Below are 23,771 nucleotides of genomic sequence, written 5' to 3'. Positions count from 1 at the left end.
CGTCGTACCCCCACACGCCGAGGCGTCGCGCCGGCGGCGGCGCTCGCCGGCACGGCGGTAGGGTCGGGGCCATGACCTCGCCCGACCGCCTCTCCCCCGGTGACCCCGCGCCCGAGTTCACCCTCGCCACCGACACCGGCGACCAGCTCTCCCTCGCCGACCTGCGAGGTCGCAAGGTCGTCCTGTACGCCTACCCGGCCGCGATGACCCCCGGCTGCACCAAGCAGGCCTGCGACTTCCGCGACTCGCTCGCCTCACTCCAGGCCGCCGGCTACGAGGTCGTCGGCATCTCCCCCGACAAGCCGGAGAAGCTGGCGAAGTTCCGCGAGCGCGACGCCATCACCTTCCCGCTGGTGTCGGACCCGGACAAGTCGGTGCTGACCGCCTACGGCGCGTACGGCGAGAAGCAGCTCTACGGCAAGACCGTCACCGGCGTGATCCGCTCGACGTTCGTGATCGACGCCGACGGCAAGGTCGAGCGGGCGCTCTACAACGTCAAGGCCACCGGACACGTCGCCAAGCTCCGCCGCGACCTCGGCCTGGACTGACCTGTCGTACCGGATCGCTACGGTCCGTCAGTGGTTCGATACAAATACACGCCCGAAGCGCTGGCCGCCGCTGCCGCCGTCGCCCGCAACATCACCGAGGTGATGCGGCTGCTCGGCGTACGCGTCAGCGGTGGCTCACACGCGCACATCAGCCGGCAACTCAAGCGGTTCGGCATCGACACGTCGCACTTCACGAGGCAGGCCCACAACAAGGGGCGGCGCGGCGAACGGCGCACCACATCCGCCCAGCTTCTGGTTGTGCTGCCCGACGGGTCCCGCCGGACGCCCGGCGTGCGGTTGAAGTGGGCGCTGGGCACACTCGGCGTGCCGGAGGAGTGCGAGGGCTGTGGGATAGGGCCGCTGTGGCGAGGCGTGTCGCTCATCCTGCACGTCGACCACATCAACGGGGACTTCCTCGACAACCGGCCTCCGAACCTGCGGCTCCTCTGCCCGAACTGCCACAGCCAGACCGCTACCTACGCCGGACGAGGAAAACGGGCTTCCGACCTCCCCATTCTCACGACGCCGACCGATGGGGATGGACGCTGCGGCGGGACGACCGGCTCCGATCGCCGACGGGCCACCCGGACGGAACTCGTCGACCTGTTCGGTCGGGTCGACGCACAGCAGGTGACGGCCCTGGAGGCGGCACGGCAGTTGGGCTGGACTCCGGCGTTCCTGCACAAGGCTCGACGAAGGCTCGAGCAGGACGGCGTGTTGAAGCCGCGTCCGAGCCGCAGTTGGCGTTCGATGGCTTATCGCGACGCGGTGATAGAACAGGCACTGGCGCACCCGGATGTCGGACCGAAGCGGCTGTCCAGCGTTCTCCGCAATCTGCCTGGTGGGGGATGCAGAGTTGGTCACGGCACGATCTCGAGCATCCTCAAGGAGGCCGGGCTCAACACCGCCGAAGCCAGACACTCTAAACTCAGGGAGTTGGCGGGAGTGGCGTAATGGCAGCCGCGCAGGTCTTAGGAACCTGTATCCGGAAGGATGTGGGGGTTCGAATCCCCTCTCCCGCACAGGACAACGAAAAACACGTGCTGAACGGCGGTTGTCGGGCGCGTCACTGTCGCGGGTCGCGGCCCTGGTCGTTGGGTCAGGATGGCGGGCGTGAGTCTGCGCTTCGTCCTTGACCCTGACCTGACCCCGCAGCTACGTGCCGAGATCGTCGACCTCTGGGTGGACGTCAGCAACGCCGGCGGGGCGGTCGGTTTCGTGCCACCGGTCACCGCCACCGACGTGCACGTCACCGCCGATCCGACCTTCGCCGGCATCGCGGACGGACCGGACCGGCTGCTGGTCGGCTACTCCGGGGACCGGCTGACGGCGATGCTGATCTTCAGTGACAACCGTTTTCCGCTCACGGCGCACTGGTGTGTGCTGAAGCGGGTGATGGTCCACCCGGACACCCAGGGCGCCGGCTACGGCTCGGCGCTGATGATGGAGGCCGCCCGGCTGGGCAGGGAGTTGGGCCACGAGGCGCTGCACATCACGGTGCGCGACGGGCTGGGGTTGGACAAGTTCTACGGCCGCCTCGGCTACCGGGAGGTCGGCCGGCTGCCGGGCGCGTTGCGGGTGGCACCCGATGACGACCGGGACGAGATTCTGATGTGGCTCGATCTGACGGTGGCCGACTGACCGGTCAGCCCTCGCACCACCGGGCGTTGGCCCGGGCCGAGCTGGTGGTCGGCGCGTCGGTGGCCGGAGCGCTCGTCCTCGCCACCTCGACCGAGCGACGAGTCGGCGTCGGCGTGACGGCGGGTCGGCTGCTCGGCGGTCGGGTCGACGCGGGCGTGCGGCGTGTGGCCGCCCCGGCACCGGGTGCGTACATCCGGACCGTGCTGTTCTGCACCTGGCCCGGTGCCATCCGGATGCCGCCGACGGTGGCCCGGTTGCCGTACACGTCGGTGACCCGGACGTTGAACGGGCCCGGCCCGGCGCCGGAGGCGATCAGCCAGTAGTTGTAGTCCTGCCGGGCGGCCGACTGCCAGGGGTCACTGTCACGCTGCCGGACCTCGACGGACCGCAGCGGGTTGCCGTGGTTGCCGACGCGGACGGCGAACCACCACTGCGACGCGCCCTCCTTGATCCGGAAGGTGAGTGGTCCGGGCAGCGGCGGGTTGACCACCGCGCGGTAGGTGACCGGAACGAGGCCCTGGACCGGGTCGGCGATCCGGGCGAACGCCTCGCGGGACAGGTCGAGGTGGCCGGGCTCGCACTCCGGGCACTGGTCCATGATGAGCACCCGGACGGTGCCCTTGGGGCCGACGACGTCGAGGAATCCGCCGCAGGCGGCACCGGCGGAGTACTCGGCCGGACCGAGCGCGACGTAGAGCCGGTTGGCCGGGGCGGCCGGGTTCGAGCAGTTGCCGCCGGCGCCCTTGGAGTCGTAGAAGGTGGCCTTGCCGGTGTGCGTGGCGTTGCCGGTGGGTGGCGCGGCGGCCAGCGTCCGGCCGGCGGCGCAGGCCGGGGTGGAGCCGGAGCGCAGGGTGAGGGTGAGCCCGAGCGTCGCCGCGAGGACGGTGACGCCGGTGGCGACCAGCCAGGGCTTCGCGCCGGACGACGGCGCGGGCCGGTCCTCTGGAGGATGGTCCAGGTCGATGTTGATGTCGACAGCGCTTCCGTCCGTCACGACGGCGATGCTGCCGGACCCGGTCGGGTACCGACAAGCGGGCTAAGCCAAAGCTAAGACAGCATCGACGGACGGTGACTGTGGCGTGCCGATTGCTGGTCGGCGGCCCGGTCAGGGCGCGACGACGATCGGGGCGTCCACCGCCAGGGGTCCGCCGTCGAGCGGCACCAGGTTCAGTCCGAAGAGGAGTTTCTGCTTGATGTTGCGGTGCCGCCCGAGGGTGCGCAGCGGCTCCTTGGTGCGTACCCCGGTCTCCTGGTCGGTGGTGGTCACCACGCAGCGGTCGCACGGCCCGGCGGCCTGGAACATCCGGTCGCCGATGCGCAGCCGCCGACCGACCCAGTCGTCCTCGGCCCAGGCCGGCGCACCGTCGACGACCAGGTTGGGTCGGAACCGGGTCATCGGCACCGGTTCCTCGCCCGCCTCGGCCAGCCAGTCGTTGAGGGCGTCGAGGGAGGCGGCGTTCGCCAGCAGCACCGGGTAGGCGTCGGCAAAACTGACCTGGTCACCGGTGTCGTGTTCGCGGGTCCCGGCGGCCAGGTGGCGGGTCGGCTGGGCCAGCCAGACCAGTCGGACCGGTCGACCGAGCAGGGCGCCGAGCCAGTCGTCGGCTGCTTGGCCGGCCGGCAGCGCGGGGACCGGGAAGGTGCGGCTGCGGAACGTACGGACCGCTACCGGTTCGCCGCCCGCCGGCTCGGGCACGTCGAGGTCGGGTTGCCCGTCGGCCCGCAGCGACAGACCCCCGGGGCGCACGGAGGCGCGCAGGTCGACAAGCCGGGTCGTCTCCCGCTGGGTGACGCCGACCCCGTCGGCGTCCACGACCATCCAGCGCCGGTCGCCGGCCAGGCCCCACTGGTGCACGAACGCGCCGTCGTGGTCGAGCCGGTGACAACCCTTGATGGGGTACGTGTGAATCGAGGTCAGCCGCACCCGGCTACCATGCCACGCCGATCCCGTCGCCCGGGTACCAGTGGTTGGCCGGGCTCTCCCGGTAGGCGAGGAACCGCCGGCCGGTGCGTTCGGCGTGTTCGGCGAGCACGTTGGTGCTGGTGACGTTGTCGGTGAGCAGGATCGCGCCGGGGGCGAGCTTGGGCTCCACGGCGTCGAACTCACGCTTCTCGTGGGCGCGGCTGTGGTCGCTGTCGTGCAGGAACAGGTCGACCGGGCGGTCCAGCGCGCCGATCGAGGCGATCGAGTCGCCGATCACCAGGTCGACGACCTCCGACCACGGCGCGACCCGGGCGAGGTAGCCCGCCTCGGGGTTGATGTCCAGGGAGGTGACCCGGCCCGGGTGCCCCTCCTGGGCGTTTCGCAGCAGGGCGGACGCCAGGACGACGCTTCCGAGTCCCTTGTCGACACCGGTCTCGACGACGTGGGTGGGGCGGGTGGCACGGACGATGGCGTACCAGCCGATCCGCCGGGCGTAGCGGATCTCCTTGTCGGCGAGGCCGCGCCGGTCGGAGGCGGCGATCGCTGCCAGGAGGTGCTGGCGCAGTCCGTCGTCCGCCTCGATCTCGCCGAGGTACGCCCGTACCTGTTTGACCGGGATGTCGCAGACCACGCTGACGAACCAGGCGAGGTGGTTGCGGCTCAACGAGGTGAGGTCGTACGTGTAGTTGTGGTGCTCGCGGGAGGTCAGCAGCCAGCGCGCCGAGCGGCGCAGCACCTTCGCGTCGTGCCGCGCGACAGTGCGAAGCCTCTTGGGAAAGGCGGCAATCGGGGCGAGTGGGGTACGCGCGACGGCCCGTCGGAGCTTGATTCGATCCACGGGTGCCGTTGTAGCAGGGTTCGGGCGGCAGCGGGAGGGTCATCGCGAAAGCCGATGGCTACGGTGTTCCCGCCCACCGTCGGGGCAGCAGAATAGGGCCTGGGAAGCGCTCCCGGGCCGGCGTTACCGGCAGTCCGTCCGGACGCAGGGCCGGGTTCGCCGCACCGGTCGGCAGGCACACGATGCCCGAAAGGACGAGGGTGCACGACAGGCACCCGCAATCAGTAGCATCGCCGGCATGTCTGGTGCTCAGCGGTACACCGATGCCGACACCGAATTCTTCGATCCACACGCAGCCGATCCGCACGAGGATGTCCCGGCCGGAGGCAAGCGGCGACGTCGTGGCCCTCGCTGGCGTCGTGTCCTTGTCATCTGCCTGGTAGTCGCGGCGATCCTGGGCGGCGGCGGCATGATCGGTGGCGCCCTCTATCTCCGCTCTGTCGAGAAGGACATCGACCGGGTGGATGCATTCGCCGACGTTCCCGAGGAGGGGCGTCCGCAGGCGGTGGCCAACGGCGCTATGAACATCCTGATCCTGGGAAGCGATTCCCGCGACCCGGAGAGCACGGGCGGCTCGCGCACGGACACCATCATCGTCGCGCACATCCCGAAGGACCGGTCCAGCGCGCAACTCGTCTCGATCCCTCGGGACACCTGGGTGAACGTGCCGAAGGCGAAGAACGGGGGGCACGGCGGCCGCGACGCGAAGATCAACGCAGCGTACGCCTGGGGTGGCATTCCGCTGATGGTGCAAACAGTCGAATCGTTCACCACGGTGCGAATCGACCACGTCATGATCGTCGACTTCGCCGGCTTCAAGGAAATCATCGACGCCCTGGACGGCGTCGACATCAACGCGGAGAAGTCGTTCACGTCGATCCACCCGCCGTTCCGCAAGTTCGAGCAAGGAGTGCAGCGGATGGACGGTGAGACGGCCCTGGACTACTCCCGCCAGCGCAAACAGTTCGCCGACGGCGACTTCGCCCGCATCCGTCACCAGCAGCAGGTCATCAAGGCCATCCTCGACAAGGCCGTGTCCGGCGGCATCGTCACCAATCCCGGGCGGCTCAACTCCTTCGTCAAGGCGACCTCGAGCGCCGTGGCGGTGGACGAGAAGATGTCCCTCGTCAGCATGGCGACAGACCTGCGGAGCCTCCGCGGCCGTAATCTCACCTTCGTCACCAGCCCGACGAAGGGCACCGGTCGAGTGGGCAGCGAGAGCGTCGTCTTCGCGAACACCGAGAAGGCAAAGACCTTCTACGATGCCGTGCGCCGGGACTCCGTCGACGAGATTCTCGCCAGCGCCAAGTAACACCTGGGCCGGTGGCTGTTGCCGGCCGCCGCCTTGTCCTGAGTTACGGACCGGCCAGGTCAGCCGGTCCTCACGGGGAGGTCCACAATGTCCAATCAGCCCGCCATGTGGCATCGGCCGGTACCGGCCGATGACCGCGACGGCAACGCCACCGATGCCCAGGGCGACGGTGAGGGGGACGACGAGGGGAGCCGCGGCGGGAGTCGCCCTCCCGCCTACCAGTTCCCCGGTTACCAGCCCGCCGGCTACCAGCCTTCTGGCTACCAGACCCCGGCCGTCCCGTCGCCCGCCGACCGGCGCTCGGCCCCGCCAGCACCGGCACCTGCGCCTGCGCCTGAGAAGCACGAGTCTCGCGCCGGCCTGGACACGACAGCTGTCCTGCCCTACGCCGGTTCGCGCGCCTCGACAAGGACCCGGTGGCTGCGGGCCTGGATGATGACCGCGCCGGTCGACGTCCTGGCACTGCTGACGCCGTTGCTTGTCACTCAGCAGTACTGGCGCGGCACCCTGGCCATGACGGTCCTGACCGTGATCGTCTTCGCCAGCGGCGGCCTCTACCGGGCACGACGGCACGTGAGCTTCCTCGACGAGGTGCCGAGCCTCTGCGGGCGTCTGTTGGCCGCGGCGTCCGCGGTCGCCATCGTCGCGGCGATGCGCCACGAATCCGCCGAGTACGTCTTCGGTTTCACCCGCGGTGTCGCCGCGTCGGCAGGGCTGGTCATCCTCGGGCGGGCTGTCACCCGCGAATTCGCCATCGTCGCTCGCAAGCGCCGGTGGGTCGAGCACAACACCATCATCGTCGGCAGTGGCCCCACCGCCGTGGAACTCGCCCGGCTCCTGCGCCGCTACCCCCAGTACGGCCTGCGCTTCGTGGGTTGTGTCGACACCCCGGACGGCCCGTCGGCGCTGCCGCTGATCGGATCCCTCGACGACCTCGACAGCCTCGTACGGCTGCGCGAGTGCGACGTGGTGATCGTCGCGGACGCGAACTGCTCCGAGACCTCTCTCATGGAGATCCTGGCCCGGCCACGGACGGCAGAGTGCGACCTGTGGGCAGCCACCCCCCTCTGGGGGTCCCGTTCGCACGGCGACCACATCGGCGCGGTCCCGGTCGTCAGCATCGGCGACATCACCCTCTCCGGCCCGCAGTCCGCACTCAAGCGCGCGTCGGACATCGCCTTCGCCTCGGTGGCGCTGCTCCTGCTGAGCCCGGTGCTCCTCATCTGCGCGGTCGCCACGCTCATCGACGGCGGCCCCGGCATCTTCTTCTACCAGGAGCGCATCGGTCGGCACGGCCGACCTTTCAACATCATCAAGTTCCGGTCCATGCGCCCCGTCGACGAGCACGAGTCGCAGACCAACTGGTCCATCGCCAACGACCGGCGGGTCGGGCCGATCGGTCGGATCATGCGAAGGACCTCCCTCGACGAGCTCCCGCAGCTCTGGAACATCCTCCGTGGCGACATGAGCGTGGTCGGTCCCCGGCCCGAGCGGCCCTACTTCGTCGAGAAGTTCTCGGCCGAATACCCCCAGTACGCGATGCGCCACCGCGTCCCGGTCGGGCTCACCGGCTTGGCGCAGGTCAGCGGGTTGCGCGGCGACACCCCGATCTCCGACCGGGCCCGCTTCGACAACTTCTACATCGAGAACTGGTCCCTCTGGCTCGACGTCAAGGTGGTGCTCCGTACGGTGACCGAGGTGTTCCGCGCCGGCGGCCGCTGATCCGCCAACGCACCGGCACACCGCCGGGTACGGCCGTGGCCGTACCCGGCGGCGGCGTGCCGGTCGTACCCCCAACGCATGGAGAACGCAATGCCGAACGTATCCGTCGTGATCCCCACCACGGGCCGCCCCAGCATCGCCGACGCGGTGCTCTCCGCCCGATCCCAGCAGGGCACATCCGTACACATCGTGGTCGTCTGTGACACCCCGGAGGTGCCGCAGACGGTGCGGAACCTGGGGCAGCACATCGACCGGGTGGTCTGCACCGGCGGCGGCCGACGCGGGTCGTACGCCCGCAACCTCGGAGTCACCCACGCCATCCCGGGCAGCCACGTCGCGTTCCTCGACGACGACGACACCTGGCTGCCGACCAAGCTGGCGGCACAGGTGCCCGCGCTCGAGCGGGTCGCGGCGGCCGGGTTCCGCCCCGTCGTGTCATCCCGGATCCTGCAACGCAAGGACGGCGCCGAGCCGCTGCCGACACCGGCCCCCGCCGAGGTGATCCCCGACGGCATGCTGCCGGAGGACTACCTGTTCCGCCGCCGTCACCTCGGCATCGGCCGGCAGTCACTGCCCACGTCGACGCTCCTGACCACGTACGAGTTGGCGACCGAGTGCCGCTGGGACGAGACGCTCCCCCGACACCAGGACTGGGACTGGCTGGTCCGGGTCGCCCGGCTGCCCCGGGTGAAGATCGTCCAGGTGGAGGAGGCGACGGCGATCTACACGGTGGGCAGCCCCGGGTCGATCTCGGCCGGCGCCGACTGGCGTACCTCGTGGCACTGGGCCCAGCGTTGGGAGGGAGTGTGGGCGCCGGGGACCTTCTCGGACTTCATCGCGGCCCAGACCCTCCGCTACGCTCTCCAGGCCCGAGACCGGGAGGGCGTGCGGGAGATGGTGCGGGCGATCCGCCGCAACTCGCCTCCGTCGGCCCGGAACGCGGTGCTGGCGGCGCTTGGGCTGGTGCCCCGATCGACCCTGGAACGGGTCGCCATGCGCAAGTCGAAGGCCACCAGCAGCCCCACTCGACCGCTTGAGACCGAACGGCCACACTGATGCGTCTGCACTTCGTACTGCCGCAGCTCGAGCCGTACTACGGCATGGAGCGCGCCGCAGTCCTGGTGATGCGTGGGCTCGCCCGTCACGGCGTGGAGGTGTCCGCGACCGTTCTGTCCCGGGGAGTTCCGCACGGGCTCGACGATCTCAACGTCGACACCCTGGACCTCGGGTCGCGGCTCACCCGGCTGGTGGAAGCTGTACCCCCGCTGCGCCGCCGGCTGCGGAGCCTCCCCCCGGACGTGGAGGTCGTCGCCAGCGGGTTGTGGGGCAGCGTGCCCGTCGGGGCGGCTCTGGCTGGCTCATCTCGGACCTTCATCGCCTGGGAGCACTCGCTGCTGCCCGAGCGAATGCGGGCCGACCGTCGGGTGCGGATGCTCGCCCGCGCGTCCGGGTTCGGTGCCCTCCGGCCACGGCTCGTCGTGGCGGTGTCCGACGGCGTCGCCCGGACGGTGCGCAATCTGCACTCGGGGTCGCGCGTCGTCACGATCCCCAACCCGGTGCCGACCGCGCCGTTCGTCCCGCCCCGGCCGGTCGCCGACCCGGCACGGGTCCGGCTGGTCACCACGGGCGCGCTCCGCCCGCTGAAGAACCACCTGTGCGCGATCGACGCGCTCGCGGAACTGCCCACCGCCTACCACCTGACGCTTGCCGGAGACGGCGAGGAGCGGACACTGCTGGAGACCCGGGCGCGCGAGCGCGGCCTGGCGGATCGGGTGACCTTCCTCGGCCGGATCCCCGACGTCCGCGGGCTCCTGGCCGACGCCGACCTGCTCGTCCACCCGTCGCTGGCGGAGACCTTCGGTTTCAGCCTCGTGGAGGCCGCCGAAGTGGGACTCCCCGTCGCCGCGATGCCCGTGTCGGCCGTCGACGAGATGGTGCCGGACCTGGTGCCCGGCGTGCTGACGACGGCCCCGACCTCGACCGCCCTCGCCGAGGCGATCAGGCACCTGACGGGTTTCGGCCGGCCCGGGCCCGTCGAGTTCGAGAAGGCCTGGCACGCCCGCTCTGTCGCCTTCGATCCGGCCCGGATCAGCCGACAGTGGGTGGAGGCGGTACGACGATGACCCTCGCCCAAGGAGCAGTCGACCTCGTGGGCGAGCCGGACCGCAGCGCTTCACCACGTCATCGGGCGCCCCGCCGAGGTGACGCCTTTCTGCGCAAGTCCGGCAGATTCTTCGTGGGAACCCTGCTGCGGACCCTCGCCCAGGGAGCACTCTTCGTGCTGCTGGCGCGGGAGATGCCCATCGACACGTACGGCCTCTTCGTCGGCATCACGGCCTTGGTGGCGGTCATCTCGCCGTTCGCGTCGGCCGGAGCACCGAGCCTGATCTTCCAGAGCCATGCCGACGCGCCCGCCGAGTGGGCCCGGCACCTGGCCCGAGGGCTGCTGCTGTCGGTGGTTTTCGGTGCTGGTGCGACAGTGCTGGTCGCTGCGGCGGGCGCGCTGATCTGGGGTGCCCAGGCGAGCCTGATCGACCTCTTCTGTCTGGCCTTCGCCGATCTGGTGGCCTGGCGCCTCATCGAGGCGGTGGCCGCCTCCGTCCAGGCCCGGGGCCGGATCCTGCTCGCCTCCGTCATTCCCGCATTGCTGCAGGTCTCCCGGTTGGTCGGGGTCATCGTGCTGGCCGCGGCAGCCGGCCCGGTCACCCTGCACGCCTGGGCCGTGACCTCGGTGCTGCTGTCGACGGTGGTGTGCGTGGCAGTGGTTCTGGGTGGCCTACGCGGGTCAGGTCGGACTCCGCTGGAAGTCCGGGGATCGTTGGCGCAGGCGCGGACCGGCATGCTGTTCGCAGTGGGTCTGTCCGCTCAGACCGTGTACAACGATCTCGACAAGGTGATGCTCTCCAAGCTGGGGACCACGGAGAGCGCGGCCATCTACGCCGCGGCGTACCGCGTCGTCGACTTCGCGTACACGCCCGCCCGGTCGATGGCGGCGGTCGCGTATCCCAACTTCTTCGAGGCCGGGCGTAACGGCCCTCGAGCCGCACTGCGGCTCACACGCAAGCTGCTGCCGCGCTACCTGGCGTTCAGCGTGCCGGCATCCCTTCTTCTCGTCGCGTTCGCCTGGATGATGCCAGTGGTCTTCGGCCCCGAATACGAGGCCGCCACCCTTGCCCTGCAGGGCCTGAGCGCACTGCTGGTACTGAAGGCGATCCACTACCTCGCCGCCGATACCCTGTCCGGTGCCCGGATGCAGGGACGCCGGACGGTTGCCCAGATTGCGGTCGGCGTGGTAAACGCCGGCCTGAACGTCTGGCTGATTCCGGCGTACGGGTGGCAGGGTGCGGTCGTGTCGAGTCTGGTGTGCGACGCTCTGCTCGCCGTCCTGCTGTGGGGGTGCCTCGTCGCTGCCCTGCGACGCGACCCGCCCCACGAAGCCGATGCTGAGGCGGCATCGGCAGCTGACCGAGAAAGGGTCTGACGTGACCACCATCTTCGGTGTCCTACTGACCGTCGGTGGCATCGCGGTAGCCCTGTGGTTGGTCCGGATCCGGCGGAACGTCGCCGCTGCCTTCGGCGACCGTGCGAGCGCTGCCGCTCTGGTCGGATTCGCCGTGCTCACCAACGCGGCGCCCGCGCTCGTCGGCAGCCACAGCTCGGTGCTCATCGGCGTGCTGCTGGTCGCTCTACTGGCCTGGCTGGTGTTCTCCGGCCGGGCGGTGCTGCGCGGACCTTCCGACGTGTGGCTGCGGATCTCGATCGCGATGGCCGGGGCGCTGCTGGTCTGGTCCGTCGGCGTCGACGCCCTCACCGGGAACGGGTTCTACGGTTCGCGGTTGCCGGCGTACGGGGCCGCCGCGCTCCTGCTGCTCGCCATCTGGTTGATGGCTGCCCGCACCGCGGTGAGCGTCCGGGCGATGGCCTACACCGGGCTGGCGGTCCTGGCGCTTTTGACCATCCCGACCGCCGTGTACGAGCAGTCGTGGCGGATTTGTACCGGCGGGAAGCTGGAAAAGTGCTCGATGGCCGGGGCACTGTTCAAGAGCTTCTACAACTCCGAGAACTACGTGGCGATGCTCGCCTCCTTCACGCTGGTTGCCGCGTTCTGCGCGATGCGCCGCCTCAAGCTGGTGGTGACGACGTCGTTCTGCCTGCTGGTGATCGTCGCCACCGGCTCCCGCACCAGCTACCTGGCCGTCGGGGCGGTCTGCGCCTGGGTGCTGGCGGCACTTCTCGTACAGCGTCTGCGACCGAGCCTGCGGATCCCCTTCGCGATCTGCGTCGCGCTCGTCATCGGCGCACTGACGGCTGCCACGTACCTGACCTGGAGCGCGTCGAAGACCACGCTGAGCAACCGGGGCAACATCTGGGTCGCCGCCCGCGACTACCTCAGCGGTCGGGAGGCCGTCGGCGTCGGCGTCTCGAAGTGGTTCCACCTCCAGGACATCGGAGCGGCACCCACCCACTTCTTCCACTCCGGGTACGTCCTGGTCGTCTTCTCCGGCGGGCTTGTCGCACTGACCCTGTTCGGCCTCTGGATGGCCACCCTGATGCACCGGAGCGTCGAGGACGGGCAGGCGTTCACCGCCAAGGCGCCGCTCGTGCTTCTCATCGTCTACTCGTTCACCGAGGTCGTCTGGAACCCGCTGTCGGTGGACGGGCTGACCTGGATCGTCGTCCTGCTGAGCCTCACCGCGTCGGTGTCCGCGCCACCCGCGCGCACTCCGGCACCGGGACCGGTGGACCTGGTGGACCGACCGGCGCCCCTAGCCGGGCTCCGGCGACTCATCGGCCGGCAGGACAGCCGGGCCGCCGCTTTCAACTGAATCCGCGAAGCGCAAAGCCAGGCCCTGCGGCCCCCGGCGCCCGACCGGGCCGTTGCTGGGCCGGACCACTATCCGCCGGCTATCGGAAGCCCCTGGAAGGCCAGCAGACCGGCCCCGGTGGCGTTCACACACCAGGGCCCGGCATCGCCCCGGTAACTCAGCCTGGCTGCGCCATCGGCCGGGCCGGACAGGCTCAGCACGAGCCGCCCTCCCTCGCGGTATTCGACGCCGGTGACGGTGGCGGTGCTGCCGTCGATGGTGAAGTCGGTGCCCGCGCCGGCCTGCACGGTCAGCGGGTCCGGGTTGCGTAGCAGGACGATCACCTCGGTACGCCGGGCATCGGTGAAGGCTGCCGACCGGGGGTTCGGGGCCGCCACGCCCTCGCTGGGGCCGCGGTGGATGTCCCGGGCCGCCACGGCGAACGCCTGGTCGCCCAACTCGCGGTAGCCCTGTTCCCAGGCGAAGTGGCAACCCTCCCGGCCCGACAGGGCCGTTGTCGACAGCACGGTCACCTTCAGGGTGTCGGCCATCCGTCGCTGGGCCTCACGCAGCGGGCCGCCGGAGGTGTTTCCGCACGGTGAGCTGCCGACCTGGACGACGTAGTACCGGGTGCCACCGTCGACCCGGAAGCCCACCTCCCGACGCCAGTCGGTCAACAGCGCGGTGAACCCGGCGACGTGCCCGGCGGCGTCGTTGTTGTCGGCCTCGCCCTGGTACCAGAACACCGCCCGGACCTCGCCGATGACGTTGGCGGCGGTGAGTCTCTGCCGCAGGCGGCCGTAGTTGGTGCGCAGGTCGCCGGGACTGCGGTCGTTGCGTTGGAAGAACGACACGACCTTGCTGCTCTCCGCGCCGTTGATCACGGCTACCGGCACCTGGTAGGTGTCCATGAGTCGGTGGGCCGCGCGAATCCCCCACTGGCCGACCGAGCCGGGCTGCCGGACCGTACCCGAGACGGCGTAGTTCCAGGTACGGTCCGCGCCGGAGAGGACCCGGTCCCCGGTCGTCGAGCCGAAACTGCGGACGTACGGGGACTCCTCGCCGATCGACGAGCCCTGGTGACTGGCCGCCACTGCGTTGGACTGGCCCTGGATGACGTACACGTCGCCGGACACCACGCCCTCCCACAGGGCGGCCCGCCGGGCGACGCCGTCGCCGAGCACGTGCAACTCGAATCGGTACTCCCGAAGTGCTGCGGTGATCCGCTGCCGGAACGCGAACTCACCGCCGGCCCCGACGGGCACCGTCTCGTCCCAGCCGTCAGCCCCGCTGACGACCTTGAGGCGTACGGCGCGGACCCGCGGGTCGGTCGCCTTGCCGGCCACCGGCACGACCGCGCCGCCGGCCGCGTCCCGGGGGTACAGCTGCCGATCCCGAGGGTGCTGGCTGACGGTGAGCACCGACGCGCGGGCGTAGACAGTCAGGCGACGTTGGGTGTACGTGCCGGCGTTACCGGCGGCCGTCCAGTCGGGCTGACCGGTGACGGCGGTCCCGATGCCCACCGACAGCGGCTGGTCGTCCGAGGTGAAGCCGTTGACAGCGAGAACCGTCTGCGGGGCCGCCGGCGCCGGGCGGGTGGCCGCGACCGCGTGCACCTGGAAGGAGCCATACCCGATCGGGGAGTACACGTCGTCGTCGGCGTCGTATCGGTCGGTAGCGGCACCGGGGATCTGGCCGGAGCTGGCTGGACCGTACTTGTTCGGCCACATCTCCAGATAGCCCGTGAGGCCGGTGCCGGTGGCCAGGCCCGGCGCGTTGGTGGCGACCTCCAGATCGGCGATCCGCTGCCGGACGATCTGACCGGCCCGGGTCGGCAGGCCGAGGCGCCGAGCATCGGCGGTGAACGGCGACATGGCGGTCCACACCCACTGCGTACCGGTCGGACCGGTCAACTCCAGGCAGTAGCCGATCCGGTCGAACCCGCCGGCAACCGCGCCGGCCCGGTCGAACGAGAGAGCCATGGGCCGCTTGGGGTCGTTCCGCTCGGGCAGGTCGAGGGCGCTGACCGGGGTGAAGCCGGCCATACCGTGCGCGTTCGCGGCGCAGGCGGTGCCGTCTATGGGCGCGGCTGGGGGCGGGGCGTCCGCGTCGGCTGCCGACCAGGCCGCGTCCGGCGCACCGGACTTCGACGGCGACCAGCCGAACACGGGGACGGCCGCCAGGAGCAGGACGACCACCCCGAAGCCGATCCAGGCCGGCCGGGGCACCGACTGGAGGCGGGCCCACGGAGGGTGGGGACGAGACACCCGGGAACCTCCACAGTGTGGGCAGCGTGTCGTGCCCAGATTAGGCGATGCGCCGTACCCGTCGACGCCGGCACGACCTCCGGCCGAACCGGTGCCGATCCGGGGCGTAGGTCGGTCCCGCTGTCTGAAATGATGCCCGCCATGGCCGCAACGAGCACGACACCGGTGGCGGGTAACCGCTCCGCCGGTGTCGACCTCCTCCGGATCGTCGGAATCGCCGCGGTGGTCGTGGGCCACGTCTGGAGCGACACAGTGACCCGGGCGTCCATCTACACCTGGCATGTTCCCGTGTTCTTCGTCCTGACCGGCTACTTCTGGTCGCCCGGCCGACCGCTCGGTGGGGAGCTGCGCAAGCGGTGGACGAGCCTGGGCGTGCCCTACGTGGTGTGGTTCCTCATTCTGGTCGCGGCACTGCTCGCCGCGGACGCCGCGACGGGCCAGGTCGCGCCGGGGACTTTCGGTGACGCGCTCTACGGCGGCACGGCTGCGGTACGACCGTTCTCGGCCTTCTGGTTCGTCTCGGTGCTCTTCATCGCGGCGGTCGCGTTCCGGTGGTTGGAGCGGTTCCCCGCCGCGGTCGCCTGGGCGGTCGCGGTGGTCGGCCTGGTCACCGCGTACCTCGCGCCCGGCGTCGTCACCGCCGGCCCACTCGGGCTCTTCCTGGTCCCGGCGTGCCTGGTCTTCGTGCTGGCCGGGCGGCTGCTGCGCCGGATGCGGCCACGCCTCCCGGCCCGTGCCGGTGCGGCGTCACTCTCGATCGGCGTCGGGTTCGTGCTCCTCGGCCTCAACCGGGACCTGGACCTCAAGGCCGGCGACTTCGGCTCCCCGGTGCTGGGGGTGCTGACCGCGATCCTGATCAGCGTCGGCCTCATCCGGCTCGCCGAGGAGCTCGACCTGCGCATCGGCGTACGGGCGTCACGGGTGATCGGTCGACTGGCTGGCTGCGGCATCGCCGTCGTGCTCAGTCACGCGGGCATTCTGTGGGTCCTTCAAACGCCGAGGGCCGGCCGGGTGGTCGACCTGGTCGCCGCTCTCGTGGTCCCGTGGGTGTTCGCGTGGATCGTCATCAGCACCCCGCTGGGCCCGTGGTTGACCGGCACCCGGATCGGCGGTTCCGCGCGGGCCGCCAGCGGCGTGGCGCCTCGGTCGGGTGCCGTCCAGACGCACTAGAAACGGCTGTTGCGCCGCCGCGCCAGGAGCATCGTCACCGCCACCACGATGGCCACAGCGAGCGCGCCTCCGGCCGCGGCGATCACCGGCACGGCCCAGCTCGACCCGCCTGAATCGTCGCCGGAACCCCGGCTGTCGACGGCCGCCTGTCGATACGACTGGGCCAGCAGGTTGGTCGGGGAGTTCCGCGCGGCCTCGTCGAACCGGGCGATGGCTGTCGACTCGTCACCGGCGAAGTACGCGTCGAGGCCGCTGCGGTACTGGTTGTCGGCCTTGCCGAGCGCGTTGGTGACGCCGCCGGCCTGAAGGAGGGCGGTCATGGTGGAGACCGGCACGACGAGGCGGTTCGCCTTGTCGGGCCGCAGCACGTCGTTGTCGAGCATCCCGACGACCCGGCCGCTCGGGTCGATGGCGATCCCGCCCCGCGAATAGAGCCCGAGATCCTCGTTGATCCGGTACGGGTTCAGTGGTGTCGAGGTGTCGACCCCGGTCACGGTCACCGACTTGGACAGCACCGTGTAGGTGGCGGCGCGGAAACTGGTGTCGGTGGTGCCGTAGCCGAGGACGAGCAGTGACGTCTCCGTGCTGATGCTGGCCGACGTGTTCAACTCCGCCGTCGGCAGGTTCTTCTGCTCCAGCTTGACCAGGGCGACGTTCCCCGCCTCGATCGGGAGGGCCCGGACGACGGTGCCGGGAATCGCCGGGCTGTCCGTCACCTCGCCCTTGGCGATGTTGAGTTGCCCGTAGAGCCGGGACTCCGGCTGATCGGCGGCATTCGCGCCGGTGAGGATCGAGGTGTTCAGCCGGCTGCGGGTGTAGGTGCTGGTGTCCTTGGCTTGCAGACTGCCCTCGGCGACGAGCCGGTTGGCCACGGCGTTCAGGGCGCTACCGACCAGGACGTCCGGGGTGGGCTGCACGCATTGGCTGTTGGTGAGGACGTGCCCCTCGTGTTGGACGACCACACCGCTACAGCGCCGGCTGAAGGTCACCGGCGCCTTGTTCAGCAGGGCGCCATCGGCCTTGTTGCGGACGTACCCGGTGAACATGACCTCCACGAAGACCATGGACGGCCCGGCGACGGCCAGTGCCCGCTCCTCGGGGCTGCGCAGGGCGGCCTGCGCCCAGGGCTTGAGGCCGGGGGCGAGCGGGGTCGCGGCGGGGAAGCCGCTGGAGGTGGCGGTCGGCGGGGTCTCCGGCTCGCCGGGCTCATCCGAGCCGAGGGCGTAGATGCCGGCGCCGCCACCGACCACGGCCACCAGGGCCAGCGCGGCCACACCGGCCCAGAGGCCGGTACGCCGCTTGGGCGGCGCCGAGGGCTTGATCCGTCGTACGGGGGCGGCGTACGGGTCGAAGGGGGGCACGTCGGCCGGTGGGCCTGACACGGTGGCCGGAGTCGGGGCGACGTCGTGGCCGGCCGGCCCGGCGGGCGAGGCGGGTGCGCTCGACGCCGGCGCGGCCGAGACGGGATGGGCTGGCGGCTGGTTCGGGATCGCGGCCGACTGCACCGCCCAGGGGGCATGCGGCATGTCGACGACCGGCTGCGGCGCGCCCGACACGGGTTGCGGCACGCCGGAGACGGGCTGCGGCACGCCGGAGACGGGCTGCGGCACGCCGGACACGGGCTGCGGCACACCGGACACCGGCTGGGGAGGGGCGGAGACGGGTCGGGGTGCGGCGGGCACCGGTTGGTACTCCACGCCGAGCGCGCGGAACAGCTTCTCCGGGGCGGGTCCGGCCTCGGCGGCGTACGCCACCCAGGGCGCGGCTGCCGAGAAGTCGGCGTACGTGATCGGGGGCCCGTCGGGCGACTGGGCAAGCGCGTTCGCGACCTCGGCGAACGCCTCCCGCCAACCGGGGGCGGCGGCAACCGTCGCGTCCAGCACGGCCACGCTCACGAACCGGCCCTGCTCGTCGATGGCGGCCCAGGCCTTGCCCACTGGTGAACCGCCCAGCAAGTGGGTGAACCTGTAGGGGCCTTCCGGCTGCATGCCAACTCCTCCGCTCGACCGCCAGGCGCATGGTACCGACCGGTGCCACAGTCAGTCGCCCGGCGGTCACCCGTCAGCTCGTCGCCGCCGTCACCTCTTGCTGATCACGACCACTGGCTCCGGTCCGGACGTGACGCGTTGCACGCGATAGTCGGCGAGCGCGGCCTGCCACACCGGCTCACTCGGGTGGGTGTACGCGCGGACCAGCCAGACCCGGGTGCCGGGCGGCTGTTTCGCGGCCCGGGCCAGAATCTCGTCGAGGGCGTCCTTGATGGACGGCGCATCGGCGGCTTTCGGGAGGATCACATCGGTGCGGGTGGGCATGGTGACGGTCCAACCGACGGTGCCGGTGACCGGCGCGACCAGCATCAGCGGATCCTGGTCGGAGTAGAGCGTGAACCCGAACCAGGCTGGCCCGCTGACCACGACGAGGTCGTGTGGCCCCTTGTGCGCCGCGACGTACCGGGTCGACGATCCGATGTCGGTGATGGCCTGGTGTGCCCGCCAGACCCCGGGTTCGTCGCCGTCCAGGCGGTACCAGCGGTGGTTGACGGCGGCGAAGCTGGCGAGCAGGACGGCGCAGGTCACGGCGGCCACCACGCCCTGTGGTGGCCGGGGTAGCCCGCGGCGGACCAGGACGACGGTCAGGTCGGCCAGACCGACGATGCCGATGCCGACCACCAGGCCCGCCACCACGATCAGGAAGTGGGACGTGCGCGGGTCGAGCAGGGGGTAGATCCCCGCGACGCCCAGCCCGATGGCCGCCACCGGCAGCAGGAGGACGGCGATTGCCGGGGCGGCGTGTCCGCGTCGGAACAGCGTGAGGACGCCGAGCACGAGGAGGACGGCGAGGATCGACACGGGTGCGCCGAGCATCGGCGACAGCGCCTTGATCTGCCGCACGAGGTGTGCGGGCAGTTCGGAGACGCTCGGCAGGAAGGTGTCCCAGTAGTCCCGCATGGCATCGCTGTTGCCCCGGGCGGACACTCCGAAGTAGACGGCAGCGACGAGCGCGCCGGCGACCAAGCCGGCGACGGTCGCCTCGACCGTCCTCGCCCACTCCCGGCGCACGGCGACGGAGAGCAGCAGCCCGCCGAGGACGCAGACCGCGACGATGGCGGTGGTGTGACTCAGCAGCATGCCCAGGCCCACCGCGGCCACCACCACCGCGAGTCGCCGCCGAGACCAGGAGCGTTCCGTCCAGGTGGCCAGGGCGAGCAGGCAGACCGCCACGGCGGCGTCCGCTGTGTACTGCTTCAGGTCGTGGCGGGTCTGTTGGACCGGCAGGAGCAGGACGGTGAGCCCGGTGACGACGCCGACGAGGATGCCCCGAGCGCGCTCGGACGCCAACGAGCGGCCCAGAAGGTAGGCCGCGACAACGGTCAGCAGTTGGAAACCCAGGGGTACGACCCGGAGGTGGTCGATGTCCGGGACCAGTCGGAGCAGGAAACTCCACCCGATCGGGCTCGACGAGGTCGTCACCGGCAGGTCGGCGAGGGGGAAGCGGACCGAGAGCGCTACCCACGCCTCGTCACCCCAGTACTGGGCTGTCAGCCATGACCGGATGTCGTTGACGACGAAGAAGGCCCCGATCAGGGCAATGATCGGGGCCGCCTCACCGACCGTCGCCCGGACGCGCCGGGCGGGCGCCGGCGGGGTGGCGCGAACGGGCGGGGCGTCCTCAACTACGACCACGACGCTCCTTCTCGCTGGCGCGATGCTGCTCGCGCTGGACGCCCGCATGTTACGAGTCGCGACGGCTGAACGGGGGGCGGGGTGACCCGAGGCGGTTGTCTATGAAAGTTTCTATGCATAGAGTCAGCTCATGAATGAAGGAGCTGTCGCGGCACCCGCTGACCGGGTGCTCGACCTGTTCCAAGGGGTGCGACTCACCCCCACCCAGCGCCGAATCGCGCACTGTCTGGTGCAGCACGCCCCCGGCGTGGCGTACCTGTCCGCCGCCGAGGTCGCCGAGCTGGCCGGCGTGAGTCAGCCGTCGGTCACCCGGTTCGCCGTCGCGCTCGGCCACGACGGCTATCCGGCACTGCGCCGCCGGCTGCGGGACCTCACCGGCTCGACTCCGGGCGGATCGACGGACGCCGGCAACGAACTCCAGCAGGCGGTACGCGCGGAGATGGGCAACCTGGACCGACTGGCCGGTCAGCTCGCCGACCGGGACCGGATCGCCGAGACCGGGCGGTTGCTCGCCGAAAGTCGCCCACTGCCGGTGCTCGGCCTGCGCGCCGCCGCGCCGCTGGCCGCGTACTTCGCCTACTTCGCGGCGAAGGTGCACCCGGACGTACGGGTCCTCGACGACGGCGGCAGCCTGCTCACCGACCGCCTGGAGCAGGCTGCCGAGGCCGGGGCGTCCGCCGTCCTGGCCTTCGTGCTGCCCCGCTACCCCCGGGAAACCCTGGACGCGCTGCGCGACGCCCGCCACGCCGGGTTGACAGTGGTGGCGATCACCGACTCCCCGGTCAGCCCGGCCACCGAGCACGCCGACGTGGTGCTCGCCGCAGCGGTCGGCGCGCAGCTCGTCTTCGACCTGCACACCGCCCCGATGACCCTGGCCATGGTGCTGTTGCAGGCGATCTGCGACGCCACACCGGCCGACACCCAGCGCCGACTGGAGGCGTTCGAAGCCTCCGCGGCCCGCCGACAGTTGTTCCTCGGTTGACCGGAGGAGAACCAGAGATGACCCAGCCCATTCGTGCCGCACGGGGCAGCCAGCTCACCACCCGCGGGTGGCAGCAGGAGGGCGCCCTGCGGATGTTGATGAACAACCTCGACCCCGAGGTGGCCGAACGCCCCGACGACCTGGTGGTCTACGGCGGCACCGGCAAGGCGGCGCGGGACTGGCCGTCGTACCACGCGTTGGTCCGCACGCTGACCGACCTGCGCGAGGACGAGACGATGCTGGTGCAGTCGGGCCGCCCGGTCGGTGTCATGCGCACCCACGAGTGGGCGCCCCGGGTGCTGCTGGCCAACTCGAACCTGGTCGGCGACTGGGCGACCTGGCCGGAGTTCCGCCGCCTCGAACAGCTCGGCCTGACCATGTACGGGCAGATGACGGCCGGTTCGTGGATCTACATCGGCACCCAGGGCATCCTGCAGGGCACCTACGAGACGTTCGCGGCGGTGGCCGCCAAGAGGTTCGACAGCACCCTCGCCGGCACGCTGACGCTTACCGCTGGCTGCGGCGGAATGGGCGGCGCGCAGCCACTCGCGGTCACCATGAACGGCGGCGTCTGCCTGATCGTGGACGTGGACCGCACCCGGCTCGACCGTCGGGTGCACGACCGCTACCTGGATGAGGTCGCCGACTCCCTGGACGACGCGATCGCTCGGGTCCGCGCCGCGAAGCGGGAGCGCCGGGCCCTGAGCGTGGGCGTGGTCGGTAACGCCGCCGAGGTCTTCCCGGAGCTGCTGAACCGGGGCGTCGAGATCGACATCGTGACCGACCAGACCAGCGCGCACGACCCACTGGCGTACCTGCCGGTGGGGGTGGAGCTGGCCGAGGCCCGGGACTACGCCGCCGCGAAGCCGGCCGAGTTCACCGACCGGGCCCGCGCGTCGATGGCGAAGCACGTCGAGGCGATGGTCGGCTTCCTCGACGCCGGCGCCGAGGTGTTCGACTACGGCAACTCGATCCGGGGTGAGGCGCAGCTCGGCGGCTACCAGCGCGCCTTCGACTTCCCGGGCTTCGTGCCCGCGTACATCCGGCCGTTGTTCTGTGAGGGCAGGGGCCCGTTCCGGTGGGCGGCGCTCTCCGGCGACCCGGCCGACATCGCCGCCACCGACCGGGCCATCCTCGACCTGTTCCCGGAGAACGAGTCGCTGGCCCGCTGGATCAAGCTGGCCGGTGAGCGGGTCGCCTTCCAGGGCCTGCCGGCCCGGATCTGCTGGCTCGGTCAGGGCGAACGGGACAGGGCTGGCGTGCGGTTCAACGACATGGTCGCCTCCGGCGAACTCTCCGCCCCGGTGGTGATCGGCCGGGACCACCTGGACACCGGCAGCGTGGCGAGCCCGTACCGGGAGACCGAGGGGATGGCCGACGGCTCCGACGCCATCGCCGACTGGCCGCTGCTCAACGCCCTGGTCAACACGGCCAGCGGGGCGTCCTGGGTGTCCATTCACCACGGCGGCGGGGTGGGCATCGGCCGGTCGATCCACGCCGGGCAGGTGTGCGTGGCCGACGGCACCGCCCTCGCCGGTCAGAAAATCGAGCGGGTGCTCACCAACGACCCGGCTATGGGCGTCATCCGGCACGTCGACGCCGGCTACGAGAGCGCCCGCGAGGTCGCCGACCGCACCGGGGTCCGGGTCCCGATGACCGAGGGCGAACCCGCGTGACCGACGACCTTTCCGCCCGGTTCCGGGCCCTGTGGGACGAGATCGCGCCGGTCGGGCGGAACGCCGACAGCGGCGGCTATCTGCGGTACGCGTTGACCGAGCCGGAGCGGGAGCTGCGCGCCTGGTTCCGGGCGCAGGCCGAACGCCGTGCCATGCCGGTCACCGGGGACGGCAACGGCAACCTCTTCGCCCACTGGGGTGACCCGGAGGCGTCCGACGCGGTGCTCACCGGCAGCCACTTCGACTCGGTGCCGCACGGCGGGGCGTACGACGGGCCGCTCGGCATCGTGAGCGCGTTCCTCGCCGTGGACGAGCTGCGCGCCGCGGGCGTCACCCCCGGCCGGCCGCTGGTCCTGGGTGCCTTCGTCGAGGAGGAGGGGGCGCGCTTCGGCGTACCGTGTCTGGGGTCGCGGCTGCTCACCGGGGCGCTGTCGGCCGAACGCGCTGCCGGCCTGCGCGACGCTGCCGGGGTGAGCTTCGCCGAGGCGCTCGGTGACCGGCCGGCGGGCGCCCGGCCGGAGTTGCTGGGCCGGTTCGGCGCCTTCGTGGAGTTGCACGTCGAACAGGGCCGCGCGCTCGTCGACACGGACGCGCCGGTCGCGGTGGCCAGCGCGATCTGGCCGCACGGCCGGTGGCGCTTCGACGTCGTCGGCGAGGGCAACCACGCGGGCACCACCCGGATGGCCGACCGCCGCGACCCGATGCTGACCTACGCGTTCACGGTGCTGGCGGCCAACAAGGAGGCCCGGCTGCGCGGCGCGCACGCCACAGTGGGCCGGGTCGCCGTCGAACCCAACGCCACAAACGCGATCCCCTCCAAGGTGACCGGCTGGCTGGACGCCCGTGCGGCCGACCCGGAGACGCTGACCGGGCTGGTCGACGCGGTCCGCGGCAAGCTCGCCGAGCGGGCCCGCCGCGACGGTACGACGGTGACGGTCACCGAGGAGTCGGCCACCTCGGTGGTCGCCTTCGACGGCGGGCTGGCCAACCGCCTGGCCACACTGCTCGACGCGCCGGTGCTGCCCACCGGCGCGGGGCACGACGCGGGAGTGCTCGCCGCGTACCTGCCCACCGCGATGCTCTTCGTGCGCAACCCGACCGGCGTCTCGCACTCCCCCGCCGAGGCCGCCACCGACGACGACTGCGCGGCCGGGGTCCGGGCGCTGGCCCGGGTGCTGGAGGAGCTGACATGCCGGTGAACGA

General features: G+C 71.2%; 19 protein-coding genes and 1 tRNA gene. 14 read left to right on the top strand and 6 right to left on the bottom strand.

The window, feature by feature from the left end:
- The first annotated feature begins 71 nt into the window (after positions 1-71).
- From bcp to GUI43_RS11145, 4 genes are all read left to right on the top strand, one after another.
- Positions 72-548: a thioredoxin-dependent thiol peroxidase gene (gene bcp / locus GUI43_RS11160; protein WP_091393498.1), complete on the top strand. Its 477-nt coding sequence runs from the start codon at positions 72-74 to the stop codon at positions 546-548.
- A gap of 30 nt (positions 549-578) precedes the next feature.
- Positions 579-1,502 carry an HNH endonuclease signature motif containing protein gene (locus tag GUI43_RS33835; protein ID WP_211326677.1) on the top strand — a complete coding sequence of 308 codons (924 nt, stop codon included), beginning with the start codon at positions 579-581 and terminating at the stop codon, positions 1,500-1,502.
- Positions 1,488-1,570, top strand: a tRNA-Leu gene (locus GUI43_RS11150). The genes GUI43_RS33835 and GUI43_RS11150 overlap by 15 nt, the downstream gene beginning before the upstream one ends.
- Positions 1,571-1,661: 91 nt before the next feature.
- On the top strand, positions 1,662-2,189 hold the full coding sequence (locus GUI43_RS11145) for a GNAT family N-acetyltransferase (RefSeq protein WP_181549213.1): 528 nt from the start codon (positions 1,662-1,664) through the stop codon (positions 2,187-2,189).
- Positions 2,190-2,193: 4 nt separating this feature from the next.
- Here GUI43_RS11145 and GUI43_RS11140 read toward each other — a convergent pair whose 3' ends face one another.
- The 3 genes from GUI43_RS11140 to GUI43_RS11130 form a co-directional block, all read right to left on the bottom strand.
- A complete protein-coding gene (locus GUI43_RS11140; RefSeq protein ID WP_244220477.1) occupies positions 2,194-3,183 on the bottom strand; it encodes an expansin EXLX1 family cellulose-binding protein in 990 nt (329 codons plus the stop codon).
- A 111-nt stretch (positions 3,184-3,294) separates the two neighbouring features.
- Entirely contained in the window at positions 3,295-4,113 is an 819-nt protein-coding gene (locus GUI43_RS11135) for an MOSC domain-containing protein (protein WP_112698745.1), read from the bottom strand.
- 4 nt (positions 4,114-4,117) lie between these two features.
- On the bottom strand, positions 4,118-4,951 hold the full coding sequence (locus GUI43_RS11130; RefSeq protein WP_112582203.1) for an O-methyltransferase: 834 nt from the start codon (positions 4,949-4,951) through the stop codon (positions 4,118-4,120).
- A gap of 238 nt (positions 4,952-5,189) precedes the next feature.
- Here GUI43_RS11130 and GUI43_RS11125 point away from each other — a divergent pair, with 238 nt between their 5' ends.
- From GUI43_RS11125 to GUI43_RS11100, 6 genes are all read left to right on the top strand, one after another.
- Positions 5,190-6,263: an LCP family protein gene (locus GUI43_RS11125; protein WP_112582204.1), complete on the top strand. Its 1,074-nt coding sequence runs from the start codon at positions 5,190-5,192 to the stop codon at positions 6,261-6,263.
- Between the two features lie 87 nt (positions 6,264-6,350).
- On the top strand, positions 6,351-7,985 hold the full coding sequence (locus GUI43_RS11120; protein ID WP_249037716.1) for a sugar transferase: 1,635 nt from the start codon (positions 6,351-6,353) through the stop codon (positions 7,983-7,985).
- A 90-nt stretch (positions 7,986-8,075) separates the two neighbouring features.
- On the top strand, positions 8,076-9,041 hold the full coding sequence (locus GUI43_RS11115; protein WP_170158710.1) for a glycosyltransferase family 2 protein: 966 nt from the start codon (positions 8,076-8,078) through the stop codon (positions 9,039-9,041).
- Positions 9,041-10,108 (top strand): glycosyltransferase, encoded by a 1,068-nt coding sequence (locus GUI43_RS11110; RefSeq protein WP_112582209.1) that lies wholly within the window; start codon positions 9,041-9,043, stop codon positions 10,106-10,108. The genes GUI43_RS11115 and GUI43_RS11110 overlap by 1 nt, the downstream gene beginning before the upstream one ends.
- Positions 10,109-10,134: 26 nt before the next feature.
- The gene (locus GUI43_RS11105; RefSeq protein WP_167457663.1) at positions 10,135-11,466 is read left to right on the top strand and encodes a lipopolysaccharide biosynthesis protein; all 1,332 of its coding nucleotides are present in this window, start codon (positions 10,135-10,137) and stop codon (positions 11,464-11,466) included.
- Position 11,467: 1 nt separating this feature from the next.
- Entirely contained in the window at positions 11,468-12,811 is a 1,344-nt protein-coding gene (locus tag GUI43_RS11100; protein ID WP_170158709.1) for an O-antigen ligase family protein, read from the top strand.
- A 68-nt stretch (positions 12,812-12,879) separates the two neighbouring features.
- On the opposite strand, the gene GUI43_RS11095 is transcribed toward GUI43_RS11100, so the two are convergent.
- Positions 12,880-15,057 carry a sialate O-acetylesterase gene (locus tag GUI43_RS11095; RefSeq protein WP_146765892.1) on the bottom strand — a complete coding sequence of 726 codons (2,178 nt, stop codon included), beginning with the start codon at positions 15,055-15,057 and terminating at the stop codon, positions 12,880-12,882.
- Positions 15,058-15,198: 141 nt separating this feature from the next.
- Here GUI43_RS11095 and GUI43_RS11090 point away from each other — a divergent pair, with 141 nt between their 5' ends.
- Positions 15,199-16,227: an acyltransferase family protein gene (locus GUI43_RS11090; protein WP_170158708.1), complete on the top strand. Its 1,029-nt coding sequence runs from the start codon at positions 15,199-15,201 to the stop codon at positions 16,225-16,227.
- On the opposite strand, the gene GUI43_RS11085 is transcribed toward GUI43_RS11090, so the two are convergent.
- Together GUI43_RS11085 and GUI43_RS11080 are read right to left on the bottom strand one after the other, a co-directional pair.
- The gene (locus tag GUI43_RS11085; protein WP_112698740.1) at positions 16,224-18,215 is read right to left on the bottom strand and encodes a trypsin-like peptidase domain-containing protein; all 1,992 of its coding nucleotides are present in this window, start codon (positions 18,213-18,215) and stop codon (positions 16,224-16,226) included. The genes GUI43_RS11090 and GUI43_RS11085 overlap by 4 nt on opposite strands.
- Positions 18,216-18,305: 90 nt before the next feature.
- Entirely contained in the window at positions 18,306-19,910 is a 1,605-nt protein-coding gene (locus GUI43_RS11080; RefSeq protein ID WP_112698739.1) for a DUF6541 family protein, read from the bottom strand.
- A 130-nt stretch (positions 19,911-20,040) separates the two neighbouring features.
- Here GUI43_RS11080 and GUI43_RS11075 point away from each other — a divergent pair, with 130 nt between their 5' ends.
- From GUI43_RS11075 to GUI43_RS11065, 3 genes are read left to right on the top strand one after another with little or no spacing between them, the layout of a single operon-like run.
- On the top strand, positions 20,041-20,892 hold the full coding sequence (locus tag GUI43_RS11075; protein ID WP_112582219.1) for a MurR/RpiR family transcriptional regulator: 852 nt from the start codon (positions 20,041-20,043) through the stop codon (positions 20,890-20,892).
- Between the two features lie 17 nt (positions 20,893-20,909).
- Positions 20,910-22,568: a urocanate hydratase gene (gene hutU / locus GUI43_RS11070; RefSeq protein WP_112698738.1), complete on the top strand. Its 1,659-nt coding sequence runs from the start codon at positions 20,910-20,912 to the stop codon at positions 22,566-22,568.
- The gene (locus GUI43_RS11065; protein ID WP_112698737.1) at positions 22,565-23,767 is read left to right on the top strand and encodes an allantoate amidohydrolase; all 1,203 of its coding nucleotides are present in this window, start codon (positions 22,565-22,567) and stop codon (positions 23,765-23,767) included. Before hutU ends, GUI43_RS11065 begins: the two co-directional genes overlap by 4 nt.
- Positions 23,768-23,771: the final 4 nt, after the last annotated feature.

This window comes from Micromonospora noduli (assembly GCF_003264365.1).
Classification (GTDB): domain Bacteria; phylum Actinomycetota; class Actinomycetes; order Mycobacteriales; family Micromonosporaceae; genus Micromonospora; species Micromonospora noduli.
This window is presented reverse-complemented; position numbering and strand designations above follow the sequence as displayed.